The following is a 17609-nucleotide window of genomic DNA, read 5'->3' as shown; positions in this document are numbered from 1 at the left end:
ATATCAGATGAAAATGATATTGCCTTAATATCATATATTGAGGCGAACTTTCATAAACTAATGAAAAACAAGTCATTTCCTATAGATAAAGTACTCCAATATGTAAAACGAAGCGGAAATGAAAGGATTGACGAATTATTTTCAAAACGAGCGTTAGTTATACTTTCATCGTTCATTGAAGAGTTTAATAAAATACAAGATAAAGCTATTCGTGATTTATTACTTTTTGTATTTTCTTCGGCACTACCAAATTGCTCCCGTATGTTACCCGGTGATGTCAAAACAGCCTCCTATAAATCTGGCTGGGTAATTAGTAAATTTTGGGTTCCTAAAACTCATACAGAAAGAAACGTATTTGAGTGTATAAAGTTACGCTATAAAGCTATTTTGAAAGGCAAAAGCGAAACTACACAGATAGACTCTAGGTTTGTGAAAACTTTTAACCAAGACTCAAAGTATTTATCACAAATAGAAGATGAATCTATTGATTACATTTGGACTGATCCACCTTATGGTGAAAGTATTGCCTATCTTGGGTTAAGTCATTTATGGAATTCATGGTTAGGATTTGAGCCTGACTATAGTAATGAGATAATTATTGATTCATTTCGAAGTAAAAAAATTGATAGTTTTGAAGAAGGTATGAATGGGGTATTTAGAGAACTCAACAGAGTACTAAAAAAAGGAAAATATATTTCTTTCTCTTTTCACAATAGGGATTTAAAAGTTTGGAAAGCGATTGTTGAACCATTACTCAGAAATGGCTTTCAATTAGTAAACGTAGTTATGCAACCACAAGCTGTTTCATCTGGTACACAAGGTATTAATAAAAACAATACGCTGAAAGGTGATTTTATTTATAATTTCATGAAAGTTTCAAAGCCAATAGAAACTTCTTTCGAGCATCACCCTGATGCATATAACTTAATAAAAAGTCTAACTACAGAGTATCTAAGAAAGCATGAAAAATGCAGTGCAGCCGAACTCTATGAGTACTTGATACCGCAAATAATTTTAAATCATGCTTTCATCGACAAAGACGGCAAAGTCATAGACGTTGAAGCTCTTTTAAACAAAGAATTTACTTACTTTTCAGAAGGAGATGAGTTTTTCTGGAAGAATAAGGTTCAACTATGTAATCAACCTCTTGGTGTTTTAGATTTATTCTCTGGAGCAGGAGGATTTTCAACAGGATTTAAAAAATCTGGCTATGTAGTAGCCTCAGCTGTTGAATTTGACAAAGAAATTGTTGCTACATATAAAAAAAACCACCCTGAAACAAATATTCACAATGTAGATATTAGAAAGCTACCCACTAGTGCAGTTATAGAGGACTTTAAAGAAAGAAATATTAAATGTGATGTAATTATTGGTGGGCCTCCGTGTCAAGGTTTCTCTATGTCAGGTAACCGAATTCGAAAAAGTTTCGAAGGAAAATTCGATGAACGAAATGAATTATTTATGGAGTTTTTCCGTTTTGTCAAAGATTTACGACCATCCTATTTTATAATTGAAAATGTAGAAGGTATTTTGAATTATAATAATGGACAAGTAAAAGATGAGATTTATCGCCTGTTTGACTCTATAGGATATAAACTCGATTCTAAAGTTTTATTAGCTGCAAACTATGGCGTTCCACAATTACGTAAAAGAGCTTTCTTTTTTGGAACGAATAAAGATATTGCTCCTAGCAAATTAATTCCCAATGAAACTCATGATGCAAATAGCTTTGTTTCTGTTTGGGATGCTATTAGCGATTTACCTAAGATTGAAAGCTCTGAAGGTTCGGATCTGCTCGTAAAAGATAAGCACCCTAAATATTCTGAATATCAGTTAAAATTAGGCGCTCATTCGCAAAATGTCATACACAATCATAAAGCCTCAATACACAGCAAAGAAACTATTAACAAGCTTAAAATGATTAATAACGGTAAAAAGCAATCTGATTTACCCGAACATATGCAAACTAAATCTGTTCATAGTGGTTCATGGGGGCGAATGGAAAAAGATAAACCTGCGTATACATTAACAACAAGAATTAACACTCCTTCAGTAGGTAGAATAGTGCATCCTGAAAGCAACCGAACAATTACACCGAGAGAGGCTGCTAGAATTCAATCCTTCCCTGATGATTTTATTTTCATTGGCGGTATTACAACTATAGGAAAACAAATAGGCAATGCTGTTTCGCCTCTGCTAGCTGAGCAGTTAGCTAAACAAATAAAAATAGCAGAACAATTACACAAAGATATTGGTCAGCAATCCAAAGAAGAAATAGAGAAACAAATAGCTAATTCTTTTGGATAGCCTTTGTTATCTGAACTAGCTTTCACAATCGAGCCTTAATTAATGAAGTTATTTTGGCTCTTTTGTTAGTTTTACGAAACGATCATTTCCCGTTCTTTTAATGACTCACCACTTTCATAAATCCAATGTTTTCGGCCATTAATGGCATAACCAACTAGAATGGCAGCTGCTTGTGATGGGCTTGTAAACAAACAATCTTGAGAAAAAACAAAAAGCCCATTTACTTCATTTAATATCTGGTTTTCTATGAGTTGTTTGCGAAATTTTTTATAACCATTTGATAAACTTTTCCTAACTGTTAATGCTCCCTGAGAGCCTTTTAAAACAATAAACCCTTCATCGCTTAGTAATGCCTTAGCCTTGATGTTACTAATCTCTAATCGAAGACTTGATTTAGAAATATTTAAATTATCACTTTCTGTGTCTTTAGACTGTTTTGTTAAAGACTCAAGCGTTTTATGGCCTAATACTCCAAGCAATATTTTTAAATTATTAAAATATTCTTCCATAGAGGATTGTTCACTTATAGGTAAAGCTGGTTTTTGAGGGGTATTCGCATTAAGAATATCTAGCCGGTTCGCAATTTTAGCCTCTGAAACCAAACTAGCTTCGAGATGCTTGACGTGTGCTTTTGTTAAATTTTCATCCTTGCTAGTAAAGAAGACAACTTCGTTCCAAAAATCTTTTTTAGCTAAATGGTTCTGTAACCTTTCATAAACATTTTCAGCCTCTCCAATATAAACAGCAGATTTTCCGGTGCTCTCATTTATCCCATATAAAAAATATACGCCCGGTTTTTGAGATTCTGCCCAACTATTAAGTCTTTTTACTTGTAGACGCGGGCATGAAATTGCTTGACCTGTCCAATTTACAATTTCAGCATGCTTTATACCTGAAACGGAACCGTCTTCTAGATATATCTTTATTGTTCTGCCCAAGGCCATATAAGTATCAATCTTTTTAATAAATTATTAGAGCTAACAAGCTATATCGTAACAATATTCTAGATATTTAAATATAGGCTTAACTACCCTTTTGCTTATCAAATTAAAATGACGCAGCAAATCTAGTATTGTTTGGCTATCACAAAATGCCACAACTGTTTTAAAAGTAAACTTTTGGGACTATACTGGGACACTGAGGTAGTTACTTGTAGTTATATATACTTTCTCGTAATTACCTTTCAACCCTAGCTGATCAGGGTTTGTTTGATAAATGGCTTATATATAGGCTCCCAGCTTTCGCCCTCCGGAGGGCGAGGCCGCAGGTTCGACTCCTGCAGGGTGGGCCATTTTTAAACTTGGTTACTTTCTATAACGATTAATAATTTGCTGATACTCTTGTTGAGTTTTCAACTCTATTAATGCTTTGTTTAACTTATCTACCACTGCATCTGGCACATTACTATTTAATGCTAAATAATTGCCTTGTGTATCTGGAATTTTGATTACAGGTTTTACCGCTGAAATATCACTTCCATTTTCAGATAAAATATAGGGTAGGACAATATCTGAACCAAGTATTAAGTCGACTTTTCCTGCTAAAAATGGCTTGGTATATTCAGCATTATAACTAAATAAAATGAGGTTTTTGTTTAACTCAAAACCTAAATCTTGAAATAGCTTTTGGTAAACATCACCTCGAACCACTGCAACCAAATACTGCTTAGCATCTTCGATTGAATTAACATGAATATCATTGCGTGAACTTAACTGGTACAAAAAACCTTTACCCGAGGCCAAGGGCCCAACCCATTTAAAAAGCTTTTCTCGTTCAGGAGTTCTAGCGGTTGAAATTAAACCTGCATTAGCTTCATTTAGGGTTAATTTATATGAGCGAACCCAAGGGTATAAATTAAATGTCGCGTTAATATTCGTTCGCTTTAATATGGCTTTGACAATGTCTACATTGATGCCAACGATATCATTACTTTCATTATAAAAATTATATGGCACCATCACCTCGGTATTAATATTTAGGTGATAGTCATTAGCATGGCTTAGCCAACTAAAGAATAAACAAAATAGCCAAATAAACTTTTTAAAATACATAGGTACTTACGACATAAGGTTGTCGACCACAAAGTTAAGTTGAGGAATAATTTTCAGTATAGACATAATTCTGAAAGGATCACCGCACAAAACTATAAAAATAACGACTAATCTAAGTTTTTCTTAAAGCGTAATGAAGAAATCAGTAAGCCCAACAAAGTAAAACCGATCAGCCAGTACATATCAAATTGCATCATAATTACTTCAACATCTCGCAATACTACCCCGCGAATTAAACGCATAAAGTGAGTAGCTGGCAGCACTTCGGCAATATATTGTGCAACCACGGGCATACCTTCATAAGGAAACATAAAGCCAGAAAGTAGAATTGACGGCAACAAAACAAATACCGTCATTTGCATCGCTTGTAATTGATTTTTAGCTATTGTTGAAATCACCAAACCAAGTACTAAACTTGCAGCAATGAATAGTAAAGTCGCGCCAGCCAATTGCCATAAACTGCCATTTATTGGCACATTAAAAACGTAATAACCTAAACCAAGAATAATAGCGACTTGAACTAAACCGATAAAGATATAAGGAATTATTTTACCTAACATCAGCTCATATGAACGCACAGGCGTGGTAATAAGCATCTCTAAATTACCTCGCTCTCGCTCACGAACAATGGCCGCAGAGGTAAACATTATCATAGTCATAGTTAAAATTACGCCAACCAAGCCTGGAACAATATTCACTACCGTTCTTTGTTCGGGGTTATAGAGTAGCGCTACTTCAAATGTAGGCGTTTGCCTGTTGCTTGGTTTGCTCAACAATTCAGTTAATGGCATAGATCGTAAGCTTTTTATCGCGCCTGCAATCATAGTATCAGAGCCATCAACAAGCCATTGAGCTATTGGCCGACTTGTTTCTTGATCGCTTGATGGGGGAGAGGCTAAACCAACACTTGCATGGCGAACTAAGCGCTGACTAACATCATCAGGAATAATGAGTACCGCCCTTACTTTTGCACTAGCAATAGCCAGCTCCGCTTGTTGAATGTCATGATAACTTTCAACAAAGTCAACTACTTGAGTAGCACTTACTGTTTGCACTAATACTCGACTTAAACCAGATTGGCTCTGATCCACCACGCCAACAGGGATATTTCTAATATTGGTATTAATAGCAAAACCAAACAGCATCAATTGAATAAGCGGGATCATAATAACCATGCCAAAGGTCATTCTATCGCGCTTTAATTGCGTTAATTCTTTAGAGAATATCGCCCGCACACGCAATAAAGAAATCATTGTCGACCCTCACCCGTACAAGTAACAAACACATCTTCTAAGCTAGGCCTTACTAGGGTTAACTCATCATTGTTATTTATCATCGGGTGCTGCATTAAAAAAGCTTTTGGCTCTGTAATAGTATTATTTACCAATACACGTAACCTTGCTCCTAACTGCGCCGCAGAGATCACTTGCGGAAAACTTAATAATTCCTGTTTTAATTGTCTTAAATTATCAGCGACTATTTCAACCACATTGGCATTCATGTTATTCATTAACTGCTGCGGACTACCATCTGCGCGTTTAATTCCTGCCTCTAAAATAGCCAGTTTATGACAACGCTCTGCTTCATCCATATAATGTGTTGAAACTAAAATAGTTGTGCCTTGATCAGATAGATCAAAAAGTTGTTCCCAAAAGTCCCTTCTATTTTCTGGATCAACCGCCGAAGTAGGTTCATCCAGAAAAAGTAGTTCTGGCTGATGAATAATTGCGCCAGCTAAGGCTAGACGTTGTCGTTGGCCACCACTCATACTACCCGCTAATTGGTTAGCTTTTTGATCTAAGCCATAAATAGCGAGCAACTCGTTAACGCGCTTATTTTGTACTTTTGCCGATAAACCATAAATTTTAGCTAAAAAATTTAAATTCTCTTTCACCGTAAGATCATCATAAAGAGAAAATTTCTGAGTCATATAGCCAATATTCAAGCGCAGTTTCTCAGCATCTTTTGGTAGGCTATACCCTAAAACATTAATGTCACCAGAGCTTGGTTTTAATAGCCCTGTTAATAAGCGAATGGCCGTTGTTTTACCACAGCCATTTGGCCCTAGAAATCCGTAAATACTGCCTTTTTCTACTTCAAGATCAAGTGATTGAATAGCTTTTAGTGAGGCAAAATTCCTAGATAATTGTTTAGCTTGAATTGCAAGTTGAGTCATCAGTTAGCAACTCACGGCAGTTCTACTTGTGCAGGTAGTCCATTAGGTAAGCTTTGTTCACTTTCAGGTAATTGAACTTCCGCTAAAAACATTAAGCGCGCTCGCTCATCTTGGTTTAAAGCATAATAGGGCGAAAATGCCGGCTCATGAGCAATCCAGCGCACTTTTCCTTCAATACTTTGCGCTAAACCATCAACATGAACCGTTAAGGTATCGCCAATATTCACTTTAACGCGGTAAGGTTCAGGTATATAAACGCGAGCAAAGGGGGATGTACCCGCTAAGACAATGGCTAATGGGCTACCTTGAGTAACTCGCTCTCCTAAATTCCAAGGTAAATTATCTAAAATACCATCACGAGTAGCACGAACTGTTAAATCATCTAACTTTTTCTGTTCGCTATTAACAGTGGCTTGCGTAGCAAGTAAATTAGCCTCCGCCATTTGCAAATCTTCAATACGTGTACCGTTGGTTAATTGACGTAAAGCCTCTTCAAACGCATGTAAAGTTGCGCGTTTTTTATCTCTTGAAGCTAAGGCACGATTTAAGTTAGCCTCACTAGCTAAGTTATCTTTAGCTAAGTTTTTTGCTCGTAAGTAGTTAGCTTCACTTTCAATTAATGCAGCTTTTGCTCCTTCCACATTAGCACTAGCTTGTGCGACTTCTTCTTCTCTTGCGCCTTGCCTGAGCTTTTCTAAATGTGCTTGACTTTGCATTAACTCAGCTTGGGCTTTTTTTAGTGATGACTGTTGTAAGTTATCATCTAGCACAACCAAAATATCGCCCTTTGATACCTGACTTCCAGGTAAAACAGGTAAACTGACGATAACTTCGTTCACTGTCGCTGTGTGTGCAATACGATCACGCTCTAACGTCCCCAAAGCAACATTAACTTGTTTACTTGGGTTACAAGCAAACAGCAGCAAACTGAGAACTGTACAGAACAAAATTTTCACGATGATTCCTTATTTCGTCTATGCACTATTAAGTTAACTTTACAACGACTTAAAAATAATACCTTAAACTGGCATAAATACTTAGCGGATATGCGCCAAATTCAGAAGTAAATTGTAGTTGATTTTGTTCATTTTCAACTTGATATTGCAGGTTATCGCCATGTGTTAAGAATACACCAAAATCTGAATATAAATTATCTGACCAACTGGTTTCGCTACTGATATTAATAAAGATAGAGCGATCATCTATATTATAAAAGGCACTGGTATTAACCGTCATTAATGGTGATGCAAGCCAAGTGACTGCCGGAATCAAGTAGTGTTGACCTAGTAAAAAAACACCCGCTTGTTGATACGGTGCTTGCTGAGCAAGTTCATGATATTTAGAAGTGTCTTTGCTACCTGCACCATTATAATGATATTCAAGCATTAAAATAATATCTTCATTAAGCGCATAGTCTGAACCCACAGAAGTGCGCCAATAATCATCTGTGTAAAGTGTTGGGGCATGACTAAGCGTTAAATCTTTATCTACAGTATTATCTAAGTTGTTATCTACTGGCTTTTGCTGCCAACGCATAAAAGCTGTTTCAAACCAAAAACCAAAGTCGCCAATAGCACGTTCAAGACCACCACCTAATAGCCATGCATCATCAAGGGCAATGGCCATAAGCTCAATATCGTTACCAGCAATAGAATTTTTTGTTCGTAAAAATGCAGCGCTGTGTTGTTTCTTGCCATCTTCACCGATAATAACGCCCATATCTAAAATGGAAAAGTCGTCTATATCTGCCGTATACCTTATTGCATCAATACCAACTCGATACTCTTGATTTAAGGTTTGAATGACAAAAGGAATGAATATGTCTGTCGGATTAATAAACCGAGAAGAGCCAAATGATAAAACTTGTCGCCCTATGGTTAAATCGCCATATTGATTACTGTATTGATAATTTAATCGATCTAGGTTTTGTAAAATAACAGCGTTATCGCCCACTTCGCTCATCAGCGCATCAAAATCTTTAAAGCGATACTGGGTATTAGCAATACTAATTGTTGCACCTAATCCACCTGAGCTTTTAGCAAACTCAGTGTTGGAAAAATACAAAGGCTGTACTTCATAATGCAGCTCAAAATTACCCTGCTCTGGTGATATATATGATGCCATTAATCGTAAAGCATTTTGAGATTGCCCATTTCCAGCAATAGTATAGTCGTTGTTTATCGTATCCATTGACTCAATGGTTAAACTGTCTTGAGCGAGAGCGTAGCTTTTTAAATAGCCGCTAAATGTAAGACTTTCAGCATAACTGTTATCACTACATAACAGTATCAATCCACTGATAATAAATGGCCTTATTACGCTCATTAATTACGACGCTCATCATCAACAACGCAGCCATCAACTAAACGTATAATCCGTTTTGCGCGCTCCATAATTTTAGGATCATGAGTTGAAAAAACAAAAGTCATGTTTTGTTGTTCATTTAAGGTCTTCATCATATCAAGTAATTCAATACCTGTTTTTGAGTCTAAGTTAGCCGTTGGTTCATCAGCCAATATAATACTAGGTTCAGAAACCATAGCCCTTGCAACAGCAACACGTTGTTGTTGACCACCAGAAAGCTCAGCAGGGCGCCTATCTTCTAAACCTTCAAGACCAACAGCATGCATTATGGTTGTGACACGCTTGGCTCTTTCATGGGCAGAAATACCTTGCAGTAGCATAATATATTCTATGTTCTCTTTTGCACTTAATACAGGTATCAAATTATAGGCCTGAAAGATAAAACCAATATGATCTCGCCTAAAGTCTGAAAGCTCAGAGCCCGTCATCTGACTAATGTGTCTGTTATCAAGCAATACGTCACCGCTTGTTGGACTATCGAGTCCACCAATGAGTTGCAACAGCGTTGACTTACCTGATCCTGATGGGCCAATAATGGCAGTAAACTCACCTCTTTCAATGGTTAAGTTGGCATTTGTTAATGCTTTAACTAAAGTATCTCCTTGCCCAAAATGACGACATAATGCTTTCGTTTCAATAACTGTCGCACTATTAGCTGAATCATCATTTTTTGGCTTTTTATTTTGAGCTAAAGTTGTCATAAAGGTGGCTCTTGTTAAAGTGTTTTTCGCATAGCAAAAGAGGGTTGTAGCCTAGCAGCATGAGCGGCTGGATATAAACAAGCAAGTACCGTAACCAATAACGTGGCTAATGCCATTTTTATAAAACTTGTGATATCTACTATTAAATAAATAGGCTCGTTAAGTGTCATACCTGTCATTTCTAAATCCGTGTAATCAATACCGACATTAGCGCCCCAATAACAGACAATATACGCCAGTAATAGCCCCAGCGTGACACTAAGTAAGCCGATGAAAAAACCTTCAAGTAGTATTTGTATAAAAAGCTGTTTTGGACGCGTGCCAATGGCCAATAAAATTCCAAACTCAGTTTGCCGCTCAAAAATAGACATAAACATTGTATTGATCAGCCCTAAACACACTAACACATACAAAATAATTGAAACGACCAAGGTAGAGTATTCGGTCATTGCCAACATACTGCTTAGTTGAGGTACCAGCTCTTGCCAAGACAGTGTTTCTAACGTTTCTGTATTAAATGTTTGCCAAAGTGGTAGTGATTTATCATCTGCTTGTTGTAGATTTTGCAGTCTTAGGGCGATTTCATGAACTCCGCTAATATTTAACAATTGTTGAGCTTGGCTTAAGTTAATGAATGCCATGCCATTATCCATATTTCTTTCATTAAAACTGAATAAGCCTGAAACACGAAACAAGGCTTGTGATAAATCACCACCATGAGCTTGCGATACTGTAACCACTAATCGATCACCTAATGATACTTCCAGTAACTCTGCCAACCGTTGACCCAGTAAAATCTCGCTTTCTTTGCCACTAAGGTAATCCCCCTCAACCATGGCTTGTTTTAGTTTGCTGACCTTAGCTTCTTTATGACCGTCAACACCATATATAATCGCTGAAGCAACATTATCTGATGATGAGGTCATCGCACCACTAATTACTCTAGGTGCATAGGCTTTTATAGTTTCTGTGTCTGCAATTTTTGCGTAAACATTCCTAGTGTTTTCAATATATAAATCAATATCATTTGTTGCTCTAAATCCTTGGTGATGTATTTGTGCTTCACCAAGAAAGGTTTGCGTTGATATTTTTACCATAGTACTGACCATGCCCCGCACAAAAGCATCGGTAAATAAAATGGCGACTAAACTGCATGATATGAGCAGAACGGTAAGTAAGGTTCGACGTGTATTACGAAAAATACTGCGTTTAGCTAAACGAGTTACAATAGCTGTTGCTGTATTTTCATTATGACTGGCGTTGTTATTTGTCATATTAAGACGCCTGTAATGCTTTTAATGGTGATATTTGTGCTGCTCTCATTGCGGGAATAAAGCTCACCAATAATGTACTAGCAATCACAACACCACTTGGCAGCAATACAACATACCAGCTAATTTCACCCAACATAGTATCAAAGATGATACCGCCCATATCGATAGGCTCAGGCATTGGAATACCACTTGTTGCTAACCAATAGCAAACAGGTAAAGATAACAGTAAGCCTAGTAGACAACTGAACATAGCTAATATAAATGATTCTAGTAGTATTAAGTTAAACACTGACATTGGGCGCGTACCTATGGCTTTAAGAACACCAAACTCTCTAGTACGCTCTAACGTGCCCATTAATATGGTATTTAACACCCCTATGGACACAATAAAAATAATAATGCCCATAGAAACATAACTGCCTTTTTTATCGGCTTGCATACTATTGTAAAAAGACGACTCAACCACTTGCCATGGTGCAACCGTTAATTCGCTCGCTAATAACTGCTGTTGTAATGATTTAGCAAAAGACTGAGCCAGTTGCTGATGTTCTAAAATAATGGCTAATTCATGAGCTTGACTTTGCTCACCTTGTCCCATAGCTAAAAACTGCTGCATTGCTGGCAAGCTCAAATATACATTCATTTTTTCATAAGAGTTAGCGTCACCAACGATGGCTTTAACAATAAATATATCGTTGGCAATAGAACCATCAATACCTTGAGAAATCAGTACTAATTCATCACCAACCGTTAGCGCTAAGTTATTTGCTAAGCTATAACCAACCATTGCTTCAAAATAGCCATCTTTTGTCATATTGCTGGTAAGGTATTGCCCAAGCTTCACTTTGCTTTTTAAGCGTGTTGTCTGTGCTTCTCGTTCCGTATCAATACCGATCACTTGGGCAGGAAAAGTTTTATTTTTGCCATAGGCAAGGGAAGGGCCATATATTCTAGGCGTAACACCAACCACTTGAGGGTTATTTTCAATTTTAGCGAGGATAGTGTCTAGTTTATCTATGGTTTTATAAAGTGAAGGGCGCTCTAAGTAATTAGTATGATGAATTTGTACATGACCTGTATGATCTTGGGTAAATATATTAATAATGTTGCTATAACTGCCTTCTGACATAGACAGTGTTAAACACAATAAAAAAAAGCCTCCGCCCATACTCAGTAATGTCAATAAAGAACGTCGGCGATTACGTAATATATTTCTAAAAGCTAATTTAATAATTAACACGGCATATATTCCATTGGCATCAAACTCAACTTATTTAACTAACCTTAACTAAAATCGAGTTTGTAAATTACGTAAAGTAAAAATATTCTCTTTTAATTTGCTATCAAACTTAGCATCAACATACTCAATAACGGTTTTATGACCTGACTTATTCAGAGGCACCATTGTCATGATTGCTGGCATTTTTTTACCTGAAAAATCTCTAACTTGAGAAAACGTCATTGCACGAATTTTCTCACCTTTTTCATTAAAGTAGTTTTGTTCCAGCGGAAGTAAGTCGGCCTTATTAACCACTATGGTTATTTTGCCCCAAACCGTTACTGTGCTTTGTTTAGGTAATAAGATTAATTGGTAAGTATCATCAAGTTCTGTTTTGCTGACATGATATTCTTCTACTAAGGACACCTCTCGAACCAAATCATCATTAGTAAAATCAGATCCCATCCATGATCCCATCATCATCGACGGGGGTACTTTAATAACCTTGTTTATTTTCGGAAAGAAATTCCACATTTCTTTATCTTTTTTTAATGTTGCAACACCACGATCTTTTCTCGGAGATAACACCCGAATAAAGGTATCCTCCATGCCCTGTGTCCAACTTTGCATTTCAAGAGTTCGTTGCCAGTTAGGCGTAGTTATTGTCATTTTCATGGTGGCGATGGATGTATTCGAACGAAAGAGTTCATCAATTTTTTTCAGTAATGCCACGCCATCTTCATCGGCTTGCACACATAAACTGAATGGCATCAGAAGAATAAAAAGTAGGAAATAGCGCAGTGCTAATAACATGATTTATTCCTTAAAGATATGTCTGTATTCAATACGTTAGTTCACTATAACAAGTTAATTTATAAATGCTATAGCAAGCTTAAACTAATGCGAATACTTAGCAGTACCCATAAAAAAACCAGCAAAGTGCTGGTTTTAAAATATATAAACTGTGCTTAAACCTGATTTACTCTTTGTTGTAGCTCATTTATATAGAATAACTATACTTCAATCGCTACGCCTTGATTAAATCACATTTAATTCGAACAAAATTTGTACCACAAAGTTCAACGCGCTCTAGTTTATCTTAGATAAGATCTCTTCAAGCTTTTCCAAGTTAGCATAGGAGATAACTAACTTACCTTTACCCTTTTTATTGTGAGATATAGCTACTTTTGCACCTAATTTATCTGCTAAACCTTGTTCTAAATCGAGTGTTTTAATATCTTTTTCAATCGCTTCTTTTTCAGCAACAGGATTTTGAATTTTCTTAATTAAACTTTCTGTTTCTCTAACAGTAAGCTCTTTAGTCGCTACTGTTTGTGCTGCTGTTGTTTGTACTTCACCTTCTAAGGCTAATAAAGCACGGGCATGGCCCATTTCAATATCACCATTTTCTAAAAAGGTTTTTACTTCTTCATTTAAATTATTTAAACGAAGCAAGTTTGTTACGGTTGTTCTTGATTTACCGACAGCAATGGCAACTTCTTGATGAGTTAAGTCAAATTCATTGAGCAAACGTTCTAGCGCTATTGCTTCTTCCATCGCATTAAGGTCTTCACGTTGAATATTCTCGATTAATGCGATAGCGACAGCTGATTCGTCGGGTATTTCTTTAACTAAACAAGGGACGACTTCTAATTGTGCCAACTTAGCAGCACGCCAGCGACGTTCACCTGCAATAATTTCGTAGCTATTTTCGCCAATTGATCGAACAACTATAGGTTGAATAATACCTTGAGATTGAATAGATAATGATAGCTCTTCAAGAGCAGCATCTGACATATCTCTTCTTGGCTGATATTTACCGGGTGATAAATACTTTACTGACAGTTCTTGTAATTCACTCTCTGGTGCAGCTTTAGTTGCTGAAGCTTGTTCAGCAGAACTTTCATTTACTGGACTGGTAGGTGTAAGTAGGGCATCTAAACCTCTTCCTAAGCGACTCGCACCTTTACGTTTTGCTGGACTCATATGTTTTCTTACACCTAAATTAATTGTATTTTTTGTTATTCAGCAATATTAACGTCTGCTGGTTGTTGTTTAGCAACTTTTTTATTGGAATCATTTCGTCTGATCACTTCACCCGCTAGCGCTAAATAAGCTTTTGCACCTGTTGAAGATTTATCATAATACATGGCGGGTGCGCCAAAGCTTGGCGCTTCTGCTAATCGGACATTTCTTGGAATAACACTGCGGTAAACTTTATCGCCAAAATGACGTTTTAATTGTTCAGATACGTCGTTTGCTAATCGGTTGCGCGGATCGTACATGGTTCTAAGAATACCTTCAATATGAAGACCTTCATTCACTACTGACGTAAGCTTAGTGATGGTATCCATTAACGCGGTAAGCCCTTCTAGTGCGTAATATTCACATTGCATAGGCACTAAAACAGAGTCTGCTGCGGTCATAGCATTAACCGTTAGCATGTTTAATGAAGGCGGGCAGTCAATGATGATGTAATCATAATAATCTTTCACCGGAGCCAATGAATTTTTTAACCGTTGTTCACGTGCAAAAACTTCCATCAGTTTAATTTCAGCAGCAGTAACATCAGTATTTGCAGCAAGTAGGTGGTATAAGCCAGAAGTTTCTTTTACCACAACTTCTTCAACACTTTGCTCTTCAATAAGTAATTCATAACATGTGGCATGTACTTGGTATTTATCAACACCACTAGCCATAGTGGCATTACCTTGAGGATCCAAATCAATTAATAATACTTTTCGCTTTGTGGCTGCTAATGATGCGGCTAAATTTACCGCAGTTGTTGTTTTACCTACACCACCTTTTTGGTTTGCAACAGCTATTATTTTTCCCACAAGCGCCTCGATTAGTAATTTTTATAATTGTTATTTTATTGTAATTCTCAGTATTGTTAACTTATTTTTTTCAATTCAAGTACATGTCTTTCGCCAACAAGCTGAGGAACCTTGATTTGACTGCTTTTAATCAATTCAATATTACTCGGTAAAAGGGCGACTTCATCGTGCGGAAATTGTCCCTTTAAGGCAAAAAATCGCCCATGTTCTATGGCAATAAGATGGTGACACCAGCTTACCATATCTGTTAATGATGAGAAGGCTCGACTTAATACACCATCAAATGGTTGTTCTGGTTGATACTCTTCAACTCTTGATTTAACGGGTTGAACATTAGTTAGCTTTAATTGAAAGACAACTTGTCTTAAAAAGGTAATACGCTTTCCTAAGCTGTCTAATAGAACAAAACTTCGTTCAGGATATAAAATCGCTAAAGGTATGCCTGGCAAACCAGGACCAGTTCCTACATCAATAAAAGAATTCCCTTCTAACACTTCGCCAACCATTAAACTATCCATAATATGTTTAACAAGCATTTCGTGAGGATCTCTCACTGAAGTTAAGTTATAGGCTTTATTCCATTTATCTAACAATTCAACGTATTGCACTAACAATTGAATTTGATGCTCAGTTACTTGTATATCAGTCTTATTAATTAAATCTGTAAGTTCTTGTATTAATGTCATTTTTATTAGGCAGTTTTTAATTGTTAATTAAAAACTGCCCCTAAATTATTGCTTATGCTTGTTTACGCAAAAGACCATGTTTTTTTAGATAAACTAATAATAACGAAATTGCTGCAGGAGTAATACCAGAAATTCTCGAAGCTTTTCCAATTGTTTCAGGCTTAGCATCAAGTAGTTTAGCTACCACCTCGTTTGATAAGCCCGAAATTTGCTGATAATCAAAGTCAGTTGGTATCAAAGTATCTTCATTTCGCTTTTTCTTGGCAATATCTTCAAGTTGACGTTCGATATAACCTGCGTATTTAATTTGAATTTCAATTTGCTCTGCTGCTTGTTTATCAGCCATAACAGGGCCTAAACCTTCGATATTGATCAAGTCATCATATCTTACTTCAGGACGTCTAATAAGATCTTCTAGGCTAGCTTCTTTGCTCATCGGCGTTTTTAGTAGTTCGTTTACTTGCTCAACAGCAGTATGATCTTTCTGAACCCAAGTAGATCGTAATCGTTGACGTTCTTGCTCGACATTTTCCATTTTTTCATTAAATCGCTGCCAACGAGCATCATCTACTAAGCCAATTTCACGACCTTTTTCCGTTAATCGAATATCTGCATTATCTTCACGAAGTAAAAGACGATATTCAGCACGAGATGTGAACATTCGATAAGGTTCTTTAGTACCTAAAGTCGCTAAATCATCAATAAGTACGCCCATATAAGCTTGATCACGACCTAAAATAAATTCATCTCGACCTTTAACTCTATTCGCAGCGTTAGCTGCAGCAATCAACCCTTGTGCACCAGCTTCTTCATAACCTGTTGTACCGTTTATCTGCCCTGCAAAATAAAGGTTACTAACAAATTTACTCTCTAAACTTTGTTTTAAATCTCGTGGATCAAAGTAATCGTATTCAATGGCATAACCAGGACGTGTGATGAAAGCATTTTCAAAACCTTTGATAGAGCGCACTAAGTTCATTTGAACATCAAAAGGTAAACTAGTTGAAATACCGTTAGGATAAACCTCATGTGTTGTTAACCCTTCAGGCTCAACAAAGATTTGATGAGAGGATTTATCTGAAAACCTTGTGATTTTATCTTCAATTGACGGACAGTACCTTGGACCAACTCCTTCAATGACACCCGTGTACATCGGTGATCTATCAAGTCCTTCACGAATAAACTGATGAGTTTGTTCATTGGTATGAGTGATATAACATGATATTTGCTCAGGATGATCGGCGGTAGATCCCATAAATGAGAATACAGGCCTTGGTGTATCTCCTGGCTGTTCTTCCATCACAGAAAAGTCTAATGATCTTGCATCTAATCTTGGTGGTGTCCCCGTTTTTAAACGATCCATTCTAAAAGGTAAATCTCGTAATTTACTGGCCAAGTTTACGCTTGCAGGATCGCCTGCTCGACCACCTTGATAGTTATTTAAACCAATATGGATTTGGCCTGCAAGGAAGGTACCCACGGTTAATACCACGGTGGTTCCTTTAAATTTTAACCCCATTTGAGTCGATACACCCACAACGCGATCATTTTCAAGGATCAAGTCATCACAAGGCTGTTGAAATATAGTTAAGTTTTCTTGATTTTCTAAGTAGTTACGTACGTATGAACGATATAATGCTCGATCCGCTTGTGCGCGAGTAGCTCGAACTGCAGGCCCTTTACTGGCATTTAATGTTCTAAACTGTATGGCGCTATGATCAATTGCTGTAGCCATTAAGCCACCAAGAGCATCAATCTCTTTAACTAAATGCCCTTTGCCTATACCACCAATGGCTGGATTACAAGACATTTGACCTAAAGTATCAATGTTATGAGTTAGCAATAACGTTTTACAACCCATACGGGCTGCAGCAAGTGATGCTTCTGTACCAGCATGACCACCACCAACAACAATTACGTCATAAGACTCTTGATACCACATAAATAAATAACCTTGAATAACTAACTAATACTCTACTTTTTTTGAGTATTTA

At 36.8% G+C, this 17609-nt stretch carries 15 protein-coding genes; 1 reads left to right on the top strand and 14 read right to left on the bottom strand.

Going from position 1 to position 17609, the window contains the following annotated elements:
- Window positions 1-60 precede the first annotated feature (60 nt).
- Window positions 61-2307 carry a DNA (cytosine-5-)-methyltransferase gene (gene dcm / locus EPA86_RS18495; protein WP_342777401.1) on the top strand — a complete coding sequence of 749 codons (2247 nt, stop codon included), beginning with the start codon at window positions 61-63 and terminating at the stop codon, window positions 2305-2307.
- A gap of 71 nt (window positions 2308-2378) precedes the next feature.
- Here dcm and EPA86_RS13745 read toward each other — a convergent pair whose 3' ends face one another.
- From EPA86_RS13745 to mnmG, 14 genes are all read right to left on the bottom strand, one after another.
- Window positions 2379-3251 carry a GIY-YIG nuclease family protein gene (locus EPA86_RS13745; RefSeq protein ID WP_140604560.1) on the bottom strand — a complete coding sequence of 291 codons (873 nt, stop codon included), beginning with the start codon at window positions 3249-3251 and terminating at the stop codon, window positions 2379-2381.
- A 360-nt stretch (window positions 3252-3611) separates the two neighbouring features.
- Window positions 3612-4358, bottom strand: coding sequence for a substrate-binding periplasmic protein (locus tag EPA86_RS13740; protein ID WP_140604558.1), 747 nt, complete (start codon window positions 4356-4358; stop codon window positions 3612-3614).
- A 107-nt stretch (window positions 4359-4465) separates the two neighbouring features.
- Window positions 4466-5611 (bottom strand): ABC transporter permease, encoded by a 1146-nt coding sequence (locus EPA86_RS13735; protein ID WP_140604556.1) that lies wholly within the window; start codon window positions 5609-5611, stop codon window positions 4466-4468.
- Entirely contained in the window at window positions 5608-6534 is a 927-nt protein-coding gene (locus EPA86_RS13730; protein ID WP_140604554.1) for an ABC transporter ATP-binding protein, read from the bottom strand. Before EPA86_RS13730 ends, EPA86_RS13735 begins: the two co-directional genes overlap by 4 nt.
- Before the next feature lie 11 nt (window positions 6535-6545).
- Complete coding sequence (locus EPA86_RS13725; protein ID WP_425462574.1) at window positions 6546-7490, bottom strand: HlyD family secretion protein; 945 nt, start codon at window positions 7488-7490, stop codon at window positions 6546-6548.
- Between the two features lie 49 nt (window positions 7491-7539).
- On the bottom strand, window positions 7540-8859 hold the full coding sequence (locus EPA86_RS13720; RefSeq protein WP_140604550.1) for a hypothetical protein: 1320 nt from the start codon (window positions 8857-8859) through the stop codon (window positions 7540-7542).
- A complete protein-coding gene (locus EPA86_RS13715; protein WP_140604548.1) occupies window positions 8859-9599 on the bottom strand; it encodes an ABC transporter ATP-binding protein in 741 nt (246 codons plus the stop codon). The genes EPA86_RS13720 and EPA86_RS13715 overlap by 1 nt, the downstream gene beginning before the upstream one ends.
- A 14-nt stretch (window positions 9600-9613) precedes the next feature.
- Entirely contained in the window at window positions 9614-10873 is a 1260-nt protein-coding gene (locus tag EPA86_RS13710; protein WP_140604546.1) for an ABC transporter permease, read from the bottom strand.
- A gap of 1 nt (window position 10874) precedes the next feature.
- A complete protein-coding gene (locus EPA86_RS13705; RefSeq protein WP_140604544.1) occupies window positions 10875-12113 on the bottom strand; it encodes an ABC transporter permease in 1239 nt (412 codons plus the stop codon).
- A gap of 48 nt (window positions 12114-12161) precedes the next feature.
- Window positions 12162-12905 (bottom strand): outer membrane lipoprotein-sorting protein, encoded by a 744-nt coding sequence (locus EPA86_RS13700; RefSeq protein WP_140604542.1) that lies wholly within the window; start codon window positions 12903-12905, stop codon window positions 12162-12164.
- 276 nt (window positions 12906-13181) lie between these two features.
- Window positions 13182-14078 (bottom strand): ParB/RepB/Spo0J family partition protein, encoded by an 897-nt coding sequence (locus EPA86_RS13695; protein WP_140604540.1) that lies wholly within the window; start codon window positions 14076-14078, stop codon window positions 13182-13184.
- Between the two features lie 35 nt (window positions 14079-14113).
- Window positions 14114-14929, bottom strand: a complete 816-nt coding sequence (locus EPA86_RS13690; RefSeq protein ID WP_140604538.1) for a ParA family protein — start codon at window positions 14927-14929, stop codon at window positions 14114-14116.
- A 56-nt stretch (window positions 14930-14985) separates the two neighbouring features.
- Complete coding sequence (rsmG, locus tag EPA86_RS13685; RefSeq protein ID WP_140604536.1) at window positions 14986-15615, bottom strand: 16S rRNA (guanine(527)-N(7))-methyltransferase RsmG; 630 nt, start codon at window positions 15613-15615, stop codon at window positions 14986-14988.
- A gap of 52 nt (window positions 15616-15667) precedes the next feature.
- Complete coding sequence (gene mnmG / locus EPA86_RS13680) at window positions 15668-17557, bottom strand: tRNA uridine-5-carboxymethylaminomethyl(34) synthesis enzyme MnmG (RefSeq protein WP_140604534.1); 1890 nt, start codon at window positions 17555-17557, stop codon at window positions 15668-15670.
- Window positions 17558-17609: the final 52 nt, after the last annotated feature.

Source organism: Litorilituus lipolyticus (assembly GCF_006439335.1).
GTDB lineage: Bacteria > Pseudomonadota > Gammaproteobacteria > Enterobacterales > Alteromonadaceae > Colwellia > Colwellia lipolytica.
Note: the sequence above shows the minus strand (reverse complement) of the source record. Positions and strands in the feature narration are given on the sequence as shown.

Excerpts from the sequence above, each read along its gene's own strand:
- dcm (WP_342777401.1), top strand. The coding sequence starts at position 61 with ATGAAAAACAAGTCATTTCCTATAGATAAAGTACTCCAATATGTAAAA.
- EPA86_RS13745 (WP_140604560.1), bottom strand. The coding sequence starts at position 3,251 with ATGGCCTTGGGCAGAACAATAAAGATATATCTAGAAGACGGTTCCGTT.
- EPA86_RS13740 (WP_140604558.1), bottom strand. The coding sequence starts at position 4,358 with ATGTATTTTAAAAAGTTTATTTGGCTATTTTGTTTATTCTTTAGTTGG.
- EPA86_RS13735 (WP_140604556.1), bottom strand. The coding sequence starts at position 5,611 with ATGATTTCTTTATTGCGTGTGCGGGCGATATTCTCTAAAGAATTAACG.
- EPA86_RS13730 (WP_140604554.1), bottom strand. The coding sequence starts at position 6,534 with ATGACTCAACTTGCAATTCAAGCTAAACAATTATCTAGGAATTTTGCC.
- EPA86_RS13720 (WP_140604550.1), bottom strand. The coding sequence starts at position 8,859 with ATGAGCGTAATAAGGCCATTTATTATCAGTGGATTGATACTGTTATGT.
- EPA86_RS13715 (WP_140604548.1), bottom strand. The coding sequence starts at position 9,599 with ATGACAACTTTAGCTCAAAATAAAAAGCCAAAAAATGATGATTCAGCT.
- EPA86_RS13710 (WP_140604546.1), bottom strand. The coding sequence starts at position 10,873 with ATGACAAATAACAACGCCAGTCATAATGAAAATACAGCAACAGCTATT.
- EPA86_RS13700 (WP_140604542.1), bottom strand. The coding sequence starts at position 12,905 with ATGTTATTAGCACTGCGCTATTTCCTACTTTTTATTCTTCTGATGCCA.
- EPA86_RS13695 (WP_140604540.1), bottom strand. The coding sequence starts at position 14,078 with ATGAGTCCAGCAAAACGTAAAGGTGCGAGTCGCTTAGGAAGAGGTTTA.
- rsmG (WP_140604536.1), bottom strand. The coding sequence starts at position 15,615 with ATGACATTAATACAAGAACTTACAGATTTAATTAATAAGACTGATATA.
- mnmG (WP_140604534.1), bottom strand. The coding sequence starts at position 17,557 with ATGTGGTATCAAGAGTCTTATGACGTAATTGTTGTTGGTGGTGGTCAT.